Below are 17,859 nucleotides of genomic sequence, written 5' to 3' on the forward strand. Positions count from 1 at the left end.
TCCTTTATTTCAGAATTATTCTGCGACGACAATGAGAATTTTCCCTTTTCTCACATCCTCTTCATATCGGCGAGCTTCTCCTTCATCCAATCCAATCTCCTGCAAGGCCCCGATTAAACCGCCGTTTTTAGCAGCAGCACCAGATACAGCCCCACCCAGGGTTAATAATAACGGACCTGCCGCTATTATTGGACCAATACCCGGAACTGCTAGAGCACTTATTCCTACGAAAAAACTAGCCAGCCCGATGATTCCGCCAGCCGTTGCTCCTGCAATAATTCCTTCCGTTTCATTAGGTTTCACTTGGTCACCATTCGATTCTAATCCTTCGATATTTTTTGCAACAATAGAGATTTGCTCAAAATTGTAGCCCTTTCTCTGTAAATCCTCTACCGCTGCTTGTGCTTGTTTTTCAGTTTCATAAACACCTATGATTCGTTTTTCCATGAGTGACTATCTCCTTTACATGATGTACTAATTAAATTCCCTCTCAGGAAAATTTCAATCATGCAAACTTCTAGAAAATGATCAGCAATTTCCAGCTCAGCAATTCTAGAGAGGATCAGCTAATCGGTTGGTCTCTGTCAGAAAGTCACAGCTAGTAAACAGTCTAACTCGTATTACGCAATATAATCCTTTTATCCCTTTCCTTCTTATTATCTGCACTGATAATTGTGTTAGACTGGCGGTCGTAACAGTCGGATAAAATAGGATGCATTTTCGCTGCATTTACATGCTCCATAGCGAATTTCTTCTTACTTATAGGACGTTTTCAAACAGCTGCTACTTACCCCAACTCATAATCCGCAGGTTTTGCAGGCACCTAATTTCTAATTTTCTTTGGGGGATGGTTGGAGGGATGGCAGTAAAATAAAACAGCCGACTTTATTTAGTCGACTGTTTACATGCAGCTTTTATGAAGGTTAATTTTGAAATTCTTTGTTCCATCATCCGCCCGATAATTTAAGATAGCCGCTTTTGGATGAATAGAATGTTAATTATTATTTCCGCAAAATCTTCTCCATTGCTTTTCCCTTTGCTAATTCATCGATCAGCTTATCCAAATAGCGAATTTCCTGCATAGTTGGTTCTTCTATATCTTCCACTCGGACACCGCAGATCACACCTTTGATCAAAGCCCGGGAAGGATTCAGTTGGGGAGCTTCCGCAAAGAAGGTCTCAAAGTCTGTCTGTTTTTCCAGTTGCGATTCTAACTCTTCCTGACTATACCCTGTCAACCAACGGATGATTTCATCGACTTCTGTTTTCGTACGTCCTTTTTTCTCCGCCTTCGCAACATAATGGGGATAGACACTTGCAACACTCATTGCGTAGATCTTATGTTTGGTCATGATAAGTCCTCCCTTAATTATTCCGTAAAATGGCACGTTTATTGATAAATACTCCCTCTTAAATTAGTTTAACATATACGCTAATGAGAGATAACTCCATCCAGAGTCTTATCTTTTTAAGTTATGACCCTTCCAATTTAATAGTGTCTGATTAGACGCAAAAAAGACGCCTACTAACGATAGTAAGCGTCTTTCAATGCCGTTGTATCAACGAATTGTAATACCGGTGGTCGGGGTCGAACCGACACTCCTCACGGAACACGATTTTGAGTCGTGAAAAGAGTCGACATTCCTTCCGATAGGCACCCGGTCATTTCTCCGTGCATTAGGCGGTTGCATTAGCGCACACTACCGCTTTCCTTCCTTACATTATAGGCGCGATATATATTAATTACAAGCATTTTCCAACTTTAAATTCCGCAATGAACCGAACTTCTATGCGTCTAACCATTTTTCGATGCAAAATAAGGCCTCTCAGCGACACAAAAAAAAAGCGCAGGCCCGCAAGGACCCGCCGATTATTTCTTTATGCTCCGCCTGCCATCGCCTGTCCAAGACGCCTATTCAAGTACTCTGCAAACTTTTCAAACTCTTGCTCGTTAGCAGCTCCGCCATTGTATGTGATTGTAAAGTATTGGTTCACCGTACTACCGGAATCTCCGCTACTAGCAATCTTATGCACCTGCGGTTGCTGATCGTGGCTATTGGTTCCTTTAGTGCGCACATTGACGTTAAGAACCTGGTCATATTTCACACCTTCGAATTGGCTGCCTGCCTTTTTGTATGGTGCTGACTTAATCGGACTGCCGCCATCTATCAACCCTTTTATCTGACGCCAAACATTTGCCTGTTTTGCGGGCAATATCGCCTCGTTCTTATGCACGCGGTACAACATGCCGTCGCGAGCGATCCTGTCAGCGCCGTGATAAGCGGAGCCATCAACCTTCTCGCTACCTCCGCCGCCGGTCATCCATGAAGGCAAAGACGGAAATTTTAATTTAGGCATTTTAAAATTACGAATTATGCTAGTAAAGCTATCCCACTTGTCTTTTGCTTTTCCAATAAAGCTGAGAAGCGGTTTAAAAAACGCGTTAACCTTTGCCCTTGCCGAATCCATCGCGTTACCAACCTTGACCTTTACGGTATCCCACTGACCGGCCATTTTCTTAGCGACAGTTATAATAATCCCGATTGGCCCAATTACCTTGGATGCGATGCCCGGAAAACCACCTAACCGGTTCCATAGCTCGGACGTTTTCGCCTTAACAATGTCCCAGTTACGCCATAACAAGACGCCCGCCGCGACGACTGCTGTAATCCCCGCGACGATCCACGTTAGAGGATTCGCGAGTAAAGCTGCGTTCCAGCCCCATTGTACTGCCGTTACGCCTGTAATGACTGCACGCAACGCCCCGATAACTTGTACAACCGCTTGTGCCGCTGTAATTCCGAGCAAGAGCGTTTTGAACGTCACAAACGCTGTACCAGCTGCAAGAACTACGTTACTGATCGTTGTCCAGTTGTCATAGACGAACTTGGCAAACGATTTAACTATTTCATAAGCCGTTTCTAGCCCGTTCTTAATGCTGTTTCCAAATGCCGTGAATTGTTCCGGCTTTATGTTACTTGCGAAATTTCCGATCTCCGTTGCGATCTGCTTAACTAACGGCAAGACAGGCGTCATAACAGCGATTTGCACCGATTCAAATGCGCCCATCATCTGTTCTATGGCACCTTTTGCGTTATCCATCATTTTATTAGCTGCCGCTTCTGCCGCTCCATCTGACTTTTTAAGTGCATTCGTTAGATTATCGAGCTTACCTGGCGCTGAATCAATTAAACCGAGCCAGCCGGTCGCGGCTTCCACGCCAAAGATCGTACTCAACGTTTGAACTTTTTGCGCTTGTGTCATACCGTCCATTTTTTTACGGAGTTCGTCGGTGATTTGAGCGATAGATTTAAACTTATTGGCCGAATCAACAGCGGAAAATCCCATTGCATTCATTGCCTCACTCGCTTCTTTTGGCGCGTCAGCTAAACGTGTCAGACCCATACGTAACGCCGTTCCTGCCTGACTTCCCTCTAATCCTTTGTCAACCATTAATCCGGTTGCTGATGCGAGTTCTTCCATACTAATGCCGAGCGAGTTCGCTACTGGTGCCGCATATTTAAACGCGTAGCCCATGTCGTTAATCCCTGCCGCTGTTTCATTTGCTGCCATCGCCATAACATCGGCGATATGCGAAGCTTGCTCCGCTTCCATATTGAAAGCATTTAAAGCAGACGTAACAACATCGGAGGTTAACGCCAAGTCCTCGCCTGACGCTTCGGCCGCCTTGATAATCCCCGGCATAGCTCCGATAATTTTATTCGTATCGAATCCCTTTGCCGCTAGTTCCTGCATGGATTGCGCAACTTCCGAGGCGCTTTTAGTTGTTTCTGCTCCAAGCTGTACCGCTGTGTCTTTCAAACGGTTTAAATCGTCACCCGTCGCATCAGCAATAGCACCGACTTTACTCATTTGCGCTTCAAAATCCATCGCTGTATTTAAGCTATCCATTGCCGTCGCTACTATTCCAACGGTTCCGACTAACGCGGTTAATTGGCCGGAGATAGATCGTAGCGGTGTGGTTACTTGATCGCGCAAGCGTATTACCGCCGTGAGGTCCATCATTGCAACTTCACCTCGTATATGTGTCGGCTTGCTTCATCCCAGAGATTGCGCGCCCTTTTACGCGATACTTCGCTGCCTGTTTTAATGTAGTGTTGCAATGCGTCGAGGACTTCTAAATGCTTTTTCGCAATTGTGCCGAGCAATTCATCCGACAGCATCGCTCTCAACGACATCTGAAAAGCTTTAAGCTTGCGCTTTTGGCTTCGAGTTGCCTTCGGACCTGCTGCATCGAGTTCTTTACAAGCTACGCCGAATTCTAGTATCCGTTGGATTCGTGCTAGTTGTGTATTTTGCATTTTTCCCCTTCCTTTCCGTTTTGGTAAAAACAAAAAAGCCGACGCATATTGCGCCAGCCTCCGCTATCAAGCACGCTCCCACCGCCGATAAGTTAGCCGACTGTAGTTCGAACGCGTTGTTCACATGTTATTCCTATTAAAAAACGCTCATCTGCGTGGATTAGCGCGCCAGGATAATCTACAATCATCGTCCTGAGTGCTTTCCTCCCCGCTTCTATTGGATCGGAACCCTTGAGCGTTGTATCACTCGCCAATATTTCACCAGTTTCAACGTCTATCAAAAACGTGTTCGTTATCGTTCCGTATTTTTCTCTCTTTTGGTCCAGCACGATTAGCAATGCAGCGCCTCCTTTTATGCCGGCGTCAGTTTACTCAGCCACCTTGTCTAATAAAAGCCATTGCTGTTTATCATCCATACAAGCGACAATTACTCGGTCGCCAATGTACAGGGAGCTTCTAAAACGGATAACCTCTCCGCTTTCTGTTAATCGTTGATGCGTACCTAGCTGCCACGGAATGGTCAAATCATCGTCATCCAGTGTCATTGAATCGTTATCAAGTACCACTTCTATGGCCGGTAGCGGTGCCGTGACTGTGCCAAATTGAATATCGATATCGACATTACGGCCGATTTCGCGAATTTGTTGAACTATTTGCGAGAACGCACTTCCCTCTTTATGCAATCTTTTTTGCAACATTAGCCCATCATCCTCCATTTAACGTAATTTCCGGTCGCTAGTTCTGTAATCTTACGGTCGCTAACATGACGACCTGCGGTAAAGTACCCAATGCGACCTTCTTTTTCTACTCGAACCAATGATTTTTGTCCTCGACATATCGTTACGCGCAACACGCAACACCTCCCCCTTGAAGAAATGTGTGTAACTGACAGATTTCCGTACAAAAAAGCGCGATATAGTCGATCTTTTTCCTCTCCGAATAGTAAGAGTAGGGTAAAGACCTTATCGCACTTAAATCGCCTTATTTTCTCTAATAACTACCACGCCAAACATCCGCTCTGCTGGCCGCCGCTGCTCAATCGGTATCTTATATTGTGAACCAATATGCCGGTCATTCCGGAAATAGTCAGCGGTAATGCACCAACCCTTTTTATAACGCTTGATACGGCGCATAAGGTCGCGATCTTCCGTGTATCCGCAAAGCCAGCCGGTTTCAATCTGCCATAGCTCGTTACTCAACTTACTGCCTCCTTTCCTTTATACTTCACAACCCATTCCGGCAACAGCCGTCTGATACGTTCGTCATTGTAAGCTGCCTGGAACTCGGCTAAATAGCCCGCCATTTCCGCAATGCTGACGCCTCTCCTAGTTGCTAGTAGCCGGATGAAGTCTTGTTCGCGTTCCACTTCTTGCCGCTGCCACAGCCAGTCGCTCGGATCGGTGTCGTGTTTTTGCTTATTGACGCTCCAATCGACGATCAGCACATTCCAAAAAGCGTTAGCGCCGCCCCGACTAAGTGGTACGTAATGATCAACGCTCGGCTTTGTCATAAATTTGCCGGTATATGCACATCGTCCGCCGCTGAGTGCAAATAAGTAACGTAACTCATCGAGTGTTAATGTGTCCTCGACGCCAAACTTGACCGCAGTCTTGTGGGCATCCCTAAGCGCGGTGCCGATTACGTTTTCTGGACGTGCCATCCGCCAGCGAGCCTCTTTACGCTCACATTCTTTGCAGTGACAACGACTTGCGCTATAAAATTCCGTAACCAGCTTTATTTGGTCGCATTTGCTACAACGTTTATTGTTACTCATTGGCAAGCACCGCCTTTAACACGATCCGCTTCCATCATCAGTAACTGTTCCATGTACACCAGTCTTGCGATTAAGTTTAATTGTTCGATTGTCATTCTCTCACTCGCTCCCTCTCTCATTTTTAAGCTAATATTTGTTCAATTTCTGTGATTGTGCGGTGAATTTCCTCAAAAACTCGTACATTTGCCTGACTAGCGCCGCATAAAGCCTGTAGATACGCAATCAGCAGTTCAGCCCGCTCCTTATCGCTCACTCTCTCACCCCCTCGTATGTAGTCACGCTCCCTCCGGCTTCCACCCTCATCGGAACAAGATTTTAATAGCGTCTAAACTTTGCCCATCTGCTGCGTAAACGACTGCCGGATTTACGATTACCTTTCTTGCCCGTTTATCTCCGTCTGCTTCAACAAGTGCAAAAACAGACTTTCCGTTATACTTGATTTTGCGCAATGCCGTTACTAGCTTTTGCGTATCCTGGTATCCAAGCATTGCCGCTAGATTCTCCAGTTTCATAGGGCGTACAAGGTCCGCGTTACTTTCCTCCGCATTGAAACAGATGACGTTAAAATTGAAGTTAGTAAACGGCAGCACCGCATAAATGAGCGCCAGCTGCTTGATTGTTCGACCGTTGTACATCGCATATAACTCTCGGACCGTTTTTCGGAACAAACGCGTGTACTGGACATCACCTAACTGCTTACGTACGTCACCGAGATTGCCGCGGTAGAACAGCGCGGGATTCATATACAATCCGCCTTCTTCCGATAAGATTCCGCCCGCAAGCAATGAGGCGTAAAATTTATTGAAAGCCGGTCGGCTAATATCTAGTAGCTTCGCAAGTCCTTTCTTGTCGAGCGGTACGCCGTTATCATGCTTCAACTGGCCGGTTTCCCAAGCGGTATATGTGCCGATGAACATGAGGCGCGCGAGATCCGATTGTGCTAAATCCGGAAACTGCTCCTCCATCGTTTTGGCGGCACTAAAAAACGCGAAAACAAAGCCGCCATGTTCTTTTTCATGGTCCGCAAGCTCTGTAATCGCGTTTAGTCCGCCTCTTTGCTTATACGTTGGTGTCTTAATTTTCGGCACCGCTTCGATTAAATGATCAACGTCGCGGCCATCCGCCGTATAAGCCTTGCCGTTGATGAATTGTACATTTTCCTTAATAGCGAGATATTCATGTCGTACCTTCGGATTTAAGTCCTTCCACGCTCGTTCAATCACCGTTCTATTTGTTGTCATCCTACCCATCCCCTTTTTGTTTTTATTTCGGTAATAAAGCTGCTACTTTTTTCACGAAGTCTGCGCCGACTGCCTCAGTGATCTTCCTCTGTGTTTCAGGAGATACCGAGGTATAGCCGGCTTCAATATAAGCAATAGTGGAGCGTGATACTCCAACTTCCTTAGAGAATCTGTGCTGATTAAGTCCGAGTACGTCACGAATTGCCTTTACGAGCTGTCGATTCATTTTGCGTATCCTCCTTTAAATCAAAATGTTGTTTATTTAGGCCAATATAAAAAGGCCCCGACCGTTAGGCATACGATCGGAGCCTCGTTTTAGATGTATTCTATTTACTTACCTTTCATTAATTCAAAAACAATCTCCTGTTTGTAAAGCCGTTCAATATCTTGGTAGCAAGTTTCCTGACTATAATTAATCCCATTTACACGGTCTACATTAAGAAAAATCTCCGCTAGAATTTGTTTTGCCTTTTCCTCATCCATTTCTGCAACAACTTGAACTATTTTTTCTTGATGTGTCATTTTATCACGTCCCTTCTACTTCTTAATTCGATATTTGTAATTAATTCCCTTGTTTTCTCTTCTGCCTTCAACGTATAAGCCACAAATATATAACTTTAACAACCTCAACTATGTATTTAGCTTGAATTCACGTAATTTTTCTTTGTTTTGGCGAACATATTCTCCTTATTACCTGTTAAATAGGCTATTTTATCGTGTTTTACGCAATAAAAAAGCCCGGCATTGTCTGCCGAGCCTGTCCATCGTTCGAGCATTCCGCGGTGACACTCGAACCTTCTCACCTATTACGTAAAATTATTCTGTTTCACCGAAATAGCGCCGATACTTCCCCGGATTCTCTACCTTTTTACTACCGTCAGCGATGCTGACACGGAAAATAGTCTCTCCGCCTGCATCATCGCGTAGCCTCACGTTTCGTATCCGGTGCATCCGAGCATTACTGTCCTGTGTTGGTCGGGCTTTTGGCATGACTCGGCCTACGTAGTCCAGCTTGCTAGGATCAAGCGCTCTTTCAGCTTCTTTGTAGGCTTTATCTACGGTTTCTGCTCGTTTAGGTGCATACGCTTTGACTGGCAATAGTGTACCATGATCTTTTAGCCGTTTCTTGGCGGCTTTTTGCTCATTAGCACAACGGTCACCAGGACAGTATTTCCGACGGCTTTTCTTTGGAAGCTTATTAAAGCAGTCCCAAGCCGCACAGAATTTGCTATCAGTGTCAATCGGCGGCGGATTACCGATGTATTCAGCCTCTAGCTCTGCCCATTCCTCGCGTGATCGATCGCTTCTTAGCGCTCTCACGTTTTCACGCTGGCTATTCTCGTACACGTAATCCAGAATCAAAGCCAGCCGGTAAAGGTCAAACGGTTTAGGATGACGACCTGTTACAGCCTTGTAGCCGTTTATTCCCCGATTTACTGACCTCTTGACAGCTTCAACGTTCGTATACTTCGAGTTTGTCCGTTTTTTCAGCCTCGCTATAACTCTACGTAATTGGTATTCTTTTTTCATTCCGCATCGCCTCCGCAATTTATTCGGGCAATACAGCCCTAGGCATAGACGATATTTCCGAATTTTGCGAATCGCTGCGGATATATTTATTATCGGATCCATTTCAACAGTTTTCAAGCATCACCTCCTTTATATTGCTGAAACAATACCATGCTTTTCGTTTACATTTTTCCGAGTTTATCATGCTTTTCGTTTACATTGCAGATACGATGCAAAGCCCGCCATTACAAGGATCATGGCAGTTTTTTAACTTTCTCGTATATCTTAGTCAGTAGTAACGTAATACAACTGTAAGTAAAACAGGTCATAGACCTGGCGTCTCATTCAGCCCAAAACCGGGGCTTCATTCGCCGTATCCTCTTCTTTTTAAAGACCATCGATATATAAAGTACATAACGATATAAGTAATTAATGAATGCAACGAGGCGCTCTTTGCCGAAGTTGCCGGGCGGTAGCCCGATTACTCATCCGCTCAATATTATAAACCATTGACAAACATATGTTCTCGTATTATTCTAAATGAAAAGACGATACTCCCGCCAAAGAGTACCGCCTGTTGCATGGCGTGAATTGTGACGAAGTTCCGCACAAAATTAACCGTTGCCGCGATTAATGCTCCACGGGACCTCGCTTCACTTTTTAAGAATCCGTGCCGATACGCCTTTGCCTCGGACGTACCGACGTAAGATTCCCATGCTACCAGCGTTTCCAGACGCCAGCAAAGTCCGATCGTTCCCCTCAACGGGCCAATTCCAGCGCCGCCAAACGCTGCCGCTTCATCGGGGAGTCCAAGTTTATTCGATCCAATATGCAAAGTCTCTAAACAGAAGAGCAGCCATTTCCGTTGTCAGCTCGATGCCCTGCGTATTAAACAAAATAACGTCAGCTTTCGCTTCATCAGCGGTGTCGCCTACAACCGGTTCATTGAATACGTAAAAACGTACGCCTTCCCAATTGTCCGCTACTACTGCAACGCGGTCAGTCGCCAATACTGCCGTTTCTACAGCGGTCCACTCTTCGCACGCCAGCCGATCATACCCCTTGAATTGGAGATTAATCGTTCTCATTCCCGCACCTCATGTTCGGCCAGTAGCGCCAACAGTTCAATCGCTTCAAAATCGTCGATATTCTCGATCATGTCACGCGTTTCATCGTTCCAAGCAAACATGATGTCCATTTTGCCGATAGACAGCTCCGCAACTTCTGCATCGTAAATTTTCACTGTGACGCCTGGAATAATCGGAACGTGTAGGATCGTAATAGTCTCGCCCGGTTGGATTTCAACTGTTTCGATTGTTTCTTTCATGATTATTACCTCCGCTTTTTTGTAGTATTTGTTCGACTTCTTGTACATATAATACGATATATAAAAAGAAATGTCAACTAATTACATAAAAAAATATTCGAGAAATCGAACTTTTTGTTTTAATTAGCGTATCATTAGTATAGAATAGCGGTGGAGGTGTTAGTAATGGCAAGGCGAAAAGCTGAAAGTATAGTTCCGTCATATAAACCAATGGATAAAACACTTATTGATCGCGACAAAAACCGAACAGACCTGCGTAATGATTTAGGAATTTCACCGTCTACACTGGCTAAAATGAGCGCCGGGGAGTATGTAGCGCTGGACGTAATCGCACTAATTTGCGAATACTTAGACTGTAAAATCGAAGAAGTGGTCGAATTTGTTCCAAAAAAAGAGGACGCCGAGTAATTGGCGCCCTTTTTTCGTTTATACATCTATTCCGAACTCTTCACGCAGCAATTTCGCGATTGCATGATTAATAAATGCCGTCTTAAAACCTCGATTATACTTCTGGCTTAACTTGTCGATCTCCCTTATAAGATTCTTGCGGACAAAATAAGTCTGTCTGTCGTGCAGCTGGTCAAACGTTGGCTTTCTTCGCCTCCGTTCCAGTTGTTCAATAAACGATTCCATATCTTCGTAATCCATAAAATACACTCCCTCGACTCTGATTTGCGCTTTTTACACTATCACAAGGGAGAAATTTTGAAAATGTTTACTTTTTTGTACTATAAATGGTAAACGTACACGTTTAATGTAACACGTTTTACCTCATATCGATTTCGCTATTTGTACGAGTAAATCCATTAACAGCGGCATTAATTGAACCAGGATATAACCAATACTGGCCTGCTGGATCATAGAAAAACCCTTTTCTCTATTTCCTATCATAATCATCAAGGCACCAGCCGACAGGATAACGAGTGCAATCGGATATGACAGCCCCTTAACGAGTTCTACCAGCGGCAGAAAAGCCCGATTAATCTTGTCGTAAATCACACCGTCAACCGTCGCGGCACTCGCTAGATCCACGCCTGCAAGCGTAAAAAACAAAGCGCCAGCTACTATAATCACGCTATTTGTTACCGCCGCACTTGGCCGCCATGCCTTGCGCGGCTTTTTATGCTCTCCCGCCAAAAATTCGCTTATTGTGCCGACCGTCTGTACTTTGTTAAACATGCTGCATCGCTCCCTCGCTGTTATTTTAGGTCGTTGACCGTGTAGATCATGGCGTTCAATCCGTCGCACATCTTCTGCAACTGCTTTCGGCGATACTCTGTCTTGGTGATCCAATAAAAGACCGGCGGCTCCTTAAAAACGCCAAGCTCAAGCAATTTGCGGTATTTCGTTATCTTAGAGCGGTTCTCGCTCATTTTCTGCGTATTATCGACCTCAACAACGTTAAACTGTTCGCCATGTTTGAACAAAGCGTCTGCAATGATCGTTGCCTGGCCAGCCACAGACAGTTTAGCTTCATTTATCCAGCTCGACGGACAGCCAAGCGCGATATACATTTGATTACGCATCACAAAATGGCGGGCTTGTAGCGATTTCTTCCGTACCTTAGTCGCTCCGACAGCTTCCCGGCCAGCTTTCGTCAGATAATAGACCGCCTCACCGTCGAGAAAGTAAGAAACATAGTCCGACATATCCTTCAGCACACGCGAAGCATTACGGGCGCTGCCTAAGCCGTGGAGTATCTGCAATTGGGAGCGGCTCAGATAGTCAAACCGCTTCAATGACGAGAGTATGGCTTCCCAGCGCTGTTGCCGTCTGATTTCCTTCTCCATTATTTATCGTTCCCTCCTCGATGTTATCCGGCCGCGCCTTGATGACGATATGCGGCCCGATCTTCTCTTCGATGTACTTGTTTTCGATAAAAGGAGTCTGGACGATGCGTTTCCTGTCGGTTAAGTAGATCGCACGCCCTTTTATGAGTGGCAGACTTTCCGCTCCATCTTCGTCTAGGACGACGCGACTTGCAGTGTCGGTTTGCAGTTTAAAACAGATTTTGGCGTCGCAGTTCTGTTTAACCTGACGCGGTAACGTATCTGCTGTTGGATACTGTGTAGCGTACACGATCCGGTATCCTAACCCGCCGCCAACTCTCGCTATCTCTGCGACTATCTGCTCGCATTCAACCCGCATATTCTTTTCCTCACCTTTATGACCGGCGCTTGCGAGCTGCGCTGCTTCATCAACGATAATGAAATGCCGCTCTTTAAAACCGGCTTCTTTAATATCTTCATGGCCAGCCTCAAGAAAAGCATCCATACGCTGATTCATTTCCGCTTGTATAGTCCGTAATGCTTCCAACGTTTCTGATACATTTTTCGCGACCGTATGAACCTGGCGTGCATTCTTATAGCGGTTAAAAGTAAGACCGCCCTTTAAGTCGATCAGCGTGAACTTAGCAGCGTCGGGCTGCCGAGCTATGAGCGTTGTAATGACGTTCTTCAAAAAGACTGACTTACCGTAACGCGTTGTGCCGGCAACGATTAAATGCGGTATTTGGTCAAAGTCATGCGCTACAAACTCGTTACGGCCTTCACCGACCGGAACCTGCCAGCCGTTCAGCTTGCCGAGTGTATCATCGTCAAACGGTACGAGATCCGGCAGCGGACTATCGTATACAAATATCTTCAACATTCCATCGTACTGTAGCTCGATTTCCTTCCGCTGTTTTGGCTTCCGCTGCTTCCGTTTGAAAAGGTCGGCTAGGTCAGCAAGCGAAAAAGACTTACCGTTTATTCCGTCCTGGAAGTGATCTAGTCGCTTTTCAAAGTCAGTGAAGGCTAACCCTAGAGGGATTCGATAGACGTATTCTGTACCGTTTTTGAGCCTCCTGCGCCGCTTTAGGTGGATCGTCCGGGTCATGCCCGCTTCTTTGACTAAAAGGCCACAATTAGCCGCGATTCTTTGTATCTTAGAAGCGTCGTTTTTAGTTATATTTTGAGCGAAAAAACTTCCGGCAAAAATTCCGCCCATGACCAGCGACGAAGCAATTTCGATTAACAATCGCGCCACCTCCTATAAAATAAATAGTTCCTTGAGGATCGACGGCTACAACTGGCGCTGAACTGTTGCTACGGCTGTGTTTTGCGTGTCGTTGATGCGTTCTAAGGTCGACCTCAACCCCGATTAGTAAAGCGTACGCAGCCCCGCTTGTCCGTTATGTTACTTTTTTGATCGAGGTTTAAAAAGTAACGAAACTGTCGAGCCTATTGTCGAGGTGATGTTCTATGTTTAGTTTCTTTGGACTCGGAAAGAGCCGCACAAAATTCGGAAAATGGATTGATCGAAAGGAAATATCGCAGATTGACCTGGAGGTAAAAGCGAAGTTGAGCCGCCGGACTATCAGCCGCTTATGCAACGATAATGCATACACTCCAAAGTACGAGACAGTGACGAAAATTAAGAAGGCGCTGCAGAAGATCGGGAAGGGATTGCCGCCAGATGATTATTTCGATATGTAAAACCCCTAGCGGGTACAATACGGAGGATTATAGTCGCCCGTTTATGACGCCGAATTTTCAAGGTGTATAGATGGGCGCTCTCACTTTTCGCGACATATTCCAGAGCGCATAAAAGAACCCGCTCAACAGCGGGCTTTTTCGTATTACTTATTCGCAGGTCTAATGCTTAGCGTAAGCAAACCGTTCATGTTAGAAGCGTCGTATTTCACGCCTTCATACTCGTAATGTTCATTTAAGTTTTCAAGCGAACCCCCGTTGAAGCCTAGTCCGTCCATTAAAATGTTGCCTCTCTCGTCTTTAGTAAGATCCGGATTAGAACTCGCTATCAGGTTACCAAACGCTAATAAAATGTTAAGGTTTTGATTCTGATCATTTGCAGAAGGCTCGGCCATTAGCATTATGTACTTCACTTTATCCGAAGCGGGATCTACGTCAGACATCATCATTAGATAATCGTTAATTTTCGCATTTACTACTTGATTATCAACTTGATCAACTTTATCTTTTACGGTAATCGTAGCTAGGCCCATTTCTTTTATTTCCGGAACTAGCGTGGACCAATTGCTTTGGAACTGATCCCATGTGAAGTTAAATTGAGCCGCTTTTTCTTGGTTGGACTCTTCTTCAATTAACTTCTTCTCCTGTTCCGCTGCTAATTTTTCGTCCTCTTCCTTCTTAGCCTGCTCTGCAGCTGCTTTCTCTTTTTCTTGTTTTTCCTTTTTTAACGCTTCTTCCTTTTCCTCATTCTTAGGTTCTTCTTTTTCTTTAGTTACTTCTTTGGAATCTTTACTAGCCGGTACTGCATCCGCATCTACTTCCGCTGTTTCAGTGGGTGCAGGTGTATTGTCAAAAGAAAGCGCAGCAATAGTTAATATAAAACACCCTCCTGCTAACATTAGATTCTTCTTAAATTTTTCTCTCCTTTTGAAAAAAGAGACCACCGCCAAAACAAGAAATACGAATATTCCTAGCAAACTTAGTAATCCAATAAACGCCCACATAACCTTATCCCCTTCCTTTTTAATACTATTTTACCATCCATACAGCGAGACTAATGATCTATTCAATCGACAATTTTCGATTATTGGATACTCAGTAGGTCGTAAAGCAGATTTACTCAACGAGGATTAAAAGTCGAAATGTTATTTTGTTACGTGGATTTAAGAAGCGCTTAGTTTCGAATTTTACCGGGGTAGGCCCCGTGGTGGGGGTTCGCAGTTAAGTGTCTGAAAAAATTCGGGAGGCCGCTCGCTGGCGACTTGCAACAACTGAAACCGCTCAAAATACGCTAAAACCTAGCGCAAACTAGCCCTATCATTTTCACGTTTCTTCTTACTATATACACTCGATTTTAATGTGCGCTAGGTTGGCCGGAAATTTTCCGGTGGATCTCTGCTAGAAAGTCGCAGCTGGTAAACAGTCTAATTAGTCTAACGTGGTATAACGCCGCTATCGTTTTCCTTCTTACTTATATGCGCTGATAATTGATCGTTAGACTTATCACACCATCCCCAGCGTCCCCAAATACATATAGAACTACCAAAATTAAGTTAAAGTAACATTTTGTATTGTTGAATTATGGAAATTAAAACACTTAAAATTAACTAAACATAATTTTAAAGAAATTAAAACGCATACTGTATTATAGAAACCCACTTAAACATTTACCACATCAGAAAGGAAGAGCCCTATCTTGAGCCTCTTTTATAGATTTTCTAAGTACGGAAGGCGGTATTTGATATGGATCAATAAAACGTGTATGCAGATAGGAACGAAACTCTTCTTTTTTTGCAACAATGCTAGGCTCCTCAAAGTCAGTATTCTCCGTAACGTAACTATAAATAATTTCATTCAACGTAATTAAATCAGCCATTCCCATTAAAGATGTACTATTTGACTTTGTTCCTGCAACTTCTTTTTTGAAACTCATTAACTCTTTACGTAGAGTATTCACCTCTTCAAAAATTAATTGGTTTACATCGGATACAGCTGTTTGATCCAACTGAGGAACTTTAAATGTACCGAAATTCCGGAGGAAAGTTGAGAAATTAGGATCATTAAGAGACTTTTCATATGTTTGTTTAATTCTAGCTGCTAATTCAGATTTAAATTGAACCACTTTATTAAACCGTAAATCTTTTGGATAAGTAATATGCTCAATAACTCCTGTATCAAAAATAAAATCAGTCTGGTCATCTTTGATGAGAATTGTTGGTTTATCAAAGGTCAATCGCATTCCTAACTCAAAAAGCACATTAGGATTTTTGCCACTAATATCACAAACCACAATATCAGCATTGTATATGTTTTGTATAATTCGTTTATGTATGACATCAATTTCACCATCAGAATTACTTACAATTTCTGTATTAAATTGATAACCTTCTACTTGTTCGGTAGCTTCAATGATAATGCCTTTTACCTCCTGCCAATGATCTGCTGTGTATCCATGCATAGCAGCTATAGGCATAATGATGCCACACCTTTTAAATTCCGATTTCCCCTTTGTCAAAGTTATCCCTCTTTTCCATAAATTATAATACCATTTTACAACCTTGCAAAAAGAATAGAAACATATATATGTATTCTCTACAGCATATAGGTTAAACGACTTTATTATTTTCAATTACCTTTATTAATCCCATATAATGCGCAAAGTAATTGGACAGTCGGGATAACTTTACTGTGTACATACTAAAATGGCATTATTTCAACGAGTTTCCAATACGTAGGTAAACAATAATAATATTGATCCATTCAAAATCGAATATTCACCCGAGGTTAAAAATATTGCGCGGATTTTGCAGGCACCTAATTTCGAATTTTTTTCGGGGGTGGTTGGGGGTATGGCGGTAAATAAAAAAGCCGGTCTTATTCGACCGACTGTTTACGTTTAGCTCTTATTAACGTTGATTTTGAGATTCCGGTTATTTCTTCAACTTCTTTATACGAATGTAATTCAAGAAGATCCAAAGCGTGTTCAATCTGTTTCCTCGTATACTTTCGCGGCCGCCCTTCACGAAAATCCGGTCGTTGTTTAGCTATCGCTTTTCCTTCTTGTGTCCGCTCAACAATTAAATCACGTTCGAACTCAGCGAATGAACTCATAACATTAAAGATTAATCGTCCTGTTGGCGTGTTCTCAACGAGGCCCATGTTCAATACGTGAACCTTTATGTCCCGCTCAAACAGCTCTCTGACCGTTTGTATAGCCTCTATTGCCGAGCGTGCGAACCGGTCTAGCTTCGTCACTACTAGCGTATCACCTGGCTGTATAGCCGTCAGAAGACGTTGAAACTCCGGTCGATCCGTTCTTGTGCCGGTGAACTTCTCCGAATAGATCGCGTTGCAGCCTTCCGCTTCTAACGTATTCAACTGCGCCTGCAAGTCCTGGCCTACCGTTGACACCCGTGCATAACCGTATTTCATGAATAATCGCCCCTTTTTACGGCGTCATTTATGATACTAAGTTATGACACCGACTGATACCTTGATACTATCACGTCAGCAAAATGGTGTCAATACTTCTGAGTTATGACACTTTTTTATTTAGCTAAACTAAAATAGCCGATTCCCTAGTTAAAGAATCGACCTAATTAATTATTCAACTAACCCTCCTTACAATAAGAACCCTTCTTCCACTCCTTTCAAATCACCCCATAACTCTACGTCGTTAACAATGTATTTTTCTTTTTTTAGTCTTTTTACCATTAACTCGAGTGCATTTTTAAGATTGTCAAAAAGATATTTTCTAATATCTGCTGTATTGGCGCCTTCCCACCTTGAACGAGGCATCCCTATGTCAACTGTAATATAACGATATTTTTTGCTAAGTCGCAGCTTTTCGCATCCTTCAAACTCCCAATACCAACCTGTTCCATCTACGCGAAGAATTGGGGCAAATTCATCTACTTCATTGCAATATTGTTTGTTACATTGTTTTTTCAATAGTCTTCTTAATTCAATAAGATGTGGCCCTACTGCATTATAGGCGTCTTCATCACCCATTTGAGAACCAAAGGTTATATATGCGGAATCATTTGTTCCCATAGCTTCACCTACTTTCTAACTAAAACTTCTATAAATTTAATTATAATGGTTGTGCAGCTAAACTGCCTCTCTAATTGATCAAGAAGTCAGCTCACAACTCTTAAGTTATGACACTTGAATACATAAGAAAAGACCGTCTATTGACAGTCGTGTTTTAAAT

At 43.6% G+C, this 17,859-nt stretch carries 27 protein-coding genes; 2 read left to right on the forward strand and 25 right to left on the reverse strand.

Features of this window, described 5'->3' with window-relative positions:
- Positions 1-15 precede the first annotated feature (15 nt).
- From MKZ02_RS21025 to MKZ02_RS21105, 17 genes are all read right to left on the reverse strand, one after another.
- Positions 16-447 carry a general stress protein gene (locus MKZ02_RS21025; RefSeq protein ID WP_340856094.1) on the reverse strand — a complete coding sequence of 144 codons (432 nt, stop codon included), beginning with the start codon at positions 445-447 and terminating at the stop codon, positions 16-18.
- 554 nt (positions 448-1,001) lie between these two features.
- Complete coding sequence (locus MKZ02_RS21030; RefSeq protein WP_120036393.1) at positions 1,002-1,352, reverse strand: DUF2200 domain-containing protein; 351 nt, start codon at positions 1,350-1,352, stop codon at positions 1,002-1,004.
- A gap of 526 nt (positions 1,353-1,878) precedes the next feature.
- A complete protein-coding gene (locus MKZ02_RS21035; protein WP_340856097.1) occupies positions 1,879-4,026 on the reverse strand; it encodes a phage tail tape measure protein in 2,148 nt (715 codons plus the stop codon).
- Positions 4,023-4,322, reverse strand: a complete 300-nt coding sequence (locus MKZ02_RS21040; protein ID WP_340856098.1) for a hypothetical protein — start codon at positions 4,320-4,322, stop codon at positions 4,023-4,025. Before MKZ02_RS21040 ends, MKZ02_RS21035 begins: the two co-directional genes overlap by 4 nt.
- Positions 4,323-4,414: 92 nt before the next feature.
- Complete coding sequence (locus MKZ02_RS21045) at positions 4,415-4,660, reverse strand: hypothetical protein (protein ID WP_340856100.1); 246 nt, start codon at positions 4,658-4,660, stop codon at positions 4,415-4,417.
- Positions 4,661-4,690: 30 nt separating this feature from the next.
- Positions 4,691-5,020 carry a DUF2577 family protein gene (locus MKZ02_RS21050; protein WP_340856102.1) on the reverse strand — a complete coding sequence of 110 codons (330 nt, stop codon included), beginning with the start codon at positions 5,018-5,020 and terminating at the stop codon, positions 4,691-4,693.
- On the reverse strand, positions 5,020-5,172 hold the full coding sequence (locus tag MKZ02_RS21055; RefSeq protein WP_340856104.1) for a hypothetical protein: 153 nt from the start codon (positions 5,170-5,172) through the stop codon (positions 5,020-5,022). The genes MKZ02_RS21050 and MKZ02_RS21055 overlap by 1 nt, the downstream gene beginning before the upstream one ends.
- A gap of 121 nt (positions 5,173-5,293) precedes the next feature.
- Positions 5,294-5,521 carry a hypothetical protein gene (locus tag MKZ02_RS21060; protein WP_340856105.1) on the reverse strand — a complete coding sequence of 76 codons (228 nt, stop codon included), beginning with the start codon at positions 5,519-5,521 and terminating at the stop codon, positions 5,294-5,296.
- Complete coding sequence (locus MKZ02_RS21065; protein WP_340856106.1) at positions 5,518-6,096, reverse strand: HNH endonuclease domain-containing protein; 579 nt, start codon at positions 6,094-6,096, stop codon at positions 5,518-5,520. The genes MKZ02_RS21060 and MKZ02_RS21065 overlap by 4 nt, the downstream gene beginning before the upstream one ends.
- Before the next feature lie 121 nt (positions 6,097-6,217).
- Positions 6,218-6,349 (reverse strand): hypothetical protein, encoded by a 132-nt coding sequence (locus tag MKZ02_RS21070; RefSeq protein ID WP_340856108.1) that lies wholly within the window; start codon positions 6,347-6,349, stop codon positions 6,218-6,220.
- A 46-nt stretch (positions 6,350-6,395) separates the two neighbouring features.
- Positions 6,396-7,337, reverse strand: coding sequence for a hypothetical protein (locus MKZ02_RS21075; RefSeq protein WP_340856110.1), 942 nt, complete (start codon positions 7,335-7,337; stop codon positions 6,396-6,398).
- A 22-nt stretch (positions 7,338-7,359) separates the two neighbouring features.
- The gene (locus tag MKZ02_RS21080) at positions 7,360-7,563 is read right to left on the reverse strand and encodes a helix-turn-helix transcriptional regulator (RefSeq protein WP_340856112.1); all 204 of its coding nucleotides are present in this window, start codon (positions 7,561-7,563) and stop codon (positions 7,360-7,362) included.
- Between the two features lie 104 nt (positions 7,564-7,667).
- Positions 7,668-7,859, reverse strand: coding sequence for a hypothetical protein (locus MKZ02_RS21085; RefSeq protein WP_340856114.1), 192 nt, complete (start codon positions 7,857-7,859; stop codon positions 7,668-7,670).
- A gap of 294 nt (positions 7,860-8,153) precedes the next feature.
- Positions 8,154-8,984 (reverse strand): hypothetical protein, encoded by an 831-nt coding sequence (locus MKZ02_RS21090; RefSeq protein WP_340856116.1) that lies wholly within the window; start codon positions 8,982-8,984, stop codon positions 8,154-8,156.
- 361 nt (positions 8,985-9,345) lie between these two features.
- Complete coding sequence (locus MKZ02_RS21095) at positions 9,346-9,681, reverse strand: hypothetical protein (RefSeq protein WP_340856117.1); 336 nt, start codon at positions 9,679-9,681, stop codon at positions 9,346-9,348.
- Positions 9,662-9,934, reverse strand: a complete 273-nt coding sequence (locus MKZ02_RS21100) for a hypothetical protein (RefSeq protein ID WP_340856119.1) — start codon at positions 9,932-9,934, stop codon at positions 9,662-9,664. Before MKZ02_RS21100 ends, MKZ02_RS21095 begins: the two co-directional genes overlap by 20 nt.
- A complete protein-coding gene (locus MKZ02_RS21105; RefSeq protein WP_340856121.1) occupies positions 9,931-10,173 on the reverse strand; it encodes a hypothetical protein in 243 nt (80 codons plus the stop codon). Before MKZ02_RS21105 ends, MKZ02_RS21100 begins: the two co-directional genes overlap by 4 nt.
- A 165-nt stretch (positions 10,174-10,338) precedes the next feature.
- On the opposite strand from MKZ02_RS21105, the gene MKZ02_RS21110 reads away from it, so the two are divergent.
- A complete protein-coding gene (locus MKZ02_RS21110; protein ID WP_340856123.1) occupies positions 10,339-10,581 on the forward strand; it encodes a helix-turn-helix domain-containing protein in 243 nt (80 codons plus the stop codon).
- An 18-nt stretch (positions 10,582-10,599) separates the two neighbouring features.
- Here the strand turns inward: MKZ02_RS21110 and MKZ02_RS21115 are convergent, their stop codons facing one another.
- From MKZ02_RS21115 to MKZ02_RS21130, 4 genes are all read right to left on the reverse strand, one after another.
- Entirely contained in the window at positions 10,600-10,821 is a 222-nt protein-coding gene (locus MKZ02_RS21115) for a hypothetical protein (protein WP_340856125.1), read from the reverse strand.
- Between the two features lie 123 nt (positions 10,822-10,944).
- Positions 10,945-11,352 carry a hypothetical protein gene (locus tag MKZ02_RS21120; RefSeq protein WP_340856127.1) on the reverse strand — a complete coding sequence of 136 codons (408 nt, stop codon included), beginning with the start codon at positions 11,350-11,352 and terminating at the stop codon, positions 10,945-10,947.
- A 20-nt stretch (positions 11,353-11,372) separates the two neighbouring features.
- On the reverse strand, positions 11,373-11,963 hold the full coding sequence (locus MKZ02_RS21125) for a replication-relaxation family protein (RefSeq protein WP_340856129.1): 591 nt from the start codon (positions 11,961-11,963) through the stop codon (positions 11,373-11,375).
- The gene (locus MKZ02_RS21130) at positions 11,899-13,191 is read right to left on the reverse strand and encodes an FtsK/SpoIIIE domain-containing protein (protein WP_340856130.1); all 1,293 of its coding nucleotides are present in this window, start codon (positions 13,189-13,191) and stop codon (positions 11,899-11,901) included. The genes MKZ02_RS21125 and MKZ02_RS21130 overlap by 65 nt, the downstream gene beginning before the upstream one ends.
- Positions 13,192-13,415: 224 nt before the next feature.
- On the opposite strand from MKZ02_RS21130, the gene MKZ02_RS21135 reads away from it, so the two are divergent.
- On the forward strand, positions 13,416-13,649 hold the full coding sequence (locus MKZ02_RS21135) for a helix-turn-helix domain-containing protein (RefSeq protein WP_340856132.1): 234 nt from the start codon (positions 13,416-13,418) through the stop codon (positions 13,647-13,649).
- 143 nt (positions 13,650-13,792) lie between these two features.
- On the opposite strand, the gene MKZ02_RS21140 is transcribed toward MKZ02_RS21135, so the two are convergent.
- The 4 genes from MKZ02_RS21140 to MKZ02_RS21155 form a co-directional block, all read right to left on the reverse strand.
- Positions 13,793-14,650, reverse strand: coding sequence for a hypothetical protein (locus MKZ02_RS21140; protein WP_340856133.1), 858 nt, complete (start codon positions 14,648-14,650; stop codon positions 13,793-13,795).
- Positions 14,651-15,321: 671 nt separating this feature from the next.
- Positions 15,322-16,161 (reverse strand): hypothetical protein, encoded by an 840-nt coding sequence (locus MKZ02_RS21145; RefSeq protein WP_340856134.1) that lies wholly within the window; start codon positions 16,159-16,161, stop codon positions 15,322-15,324.
- Between the two features lie 359 nt (positions 16,162-16,520).
- Positions 16,521-17,078: a recombinase family protein gene (locus MKZ02_RS21150; protein WP_340856136.1), complete on the reverse strand. Its 558-nt coding sequence runs from the start codon at positions 17,076-17,078 to the stop codon at positions 16,521-16,523.
- Between the two features lie 189 nt (positions 17,079-17,267).
- Complete coding sequence (locus MKZ02_RS21155) at positions 17,268-17,699, reverse strand: hypothetical protein (protein ID WP_340856137.1); 432 nt, start codon at positions 17,697-17,699, stop codon at positions 17,268-17,270.
- Between the last annotated feature and the right edge of the window lie 160 nt (positions 17,700-17,859).

The organism is Pseudobacillus sp. FSL P4-0506, from assembly GCF_038003025.1.
Taxonomy (GTDB): Bacteria; Bacillota; Bacilli; order Bacillales; family Domibacillaceae; genus Pseudobacillus.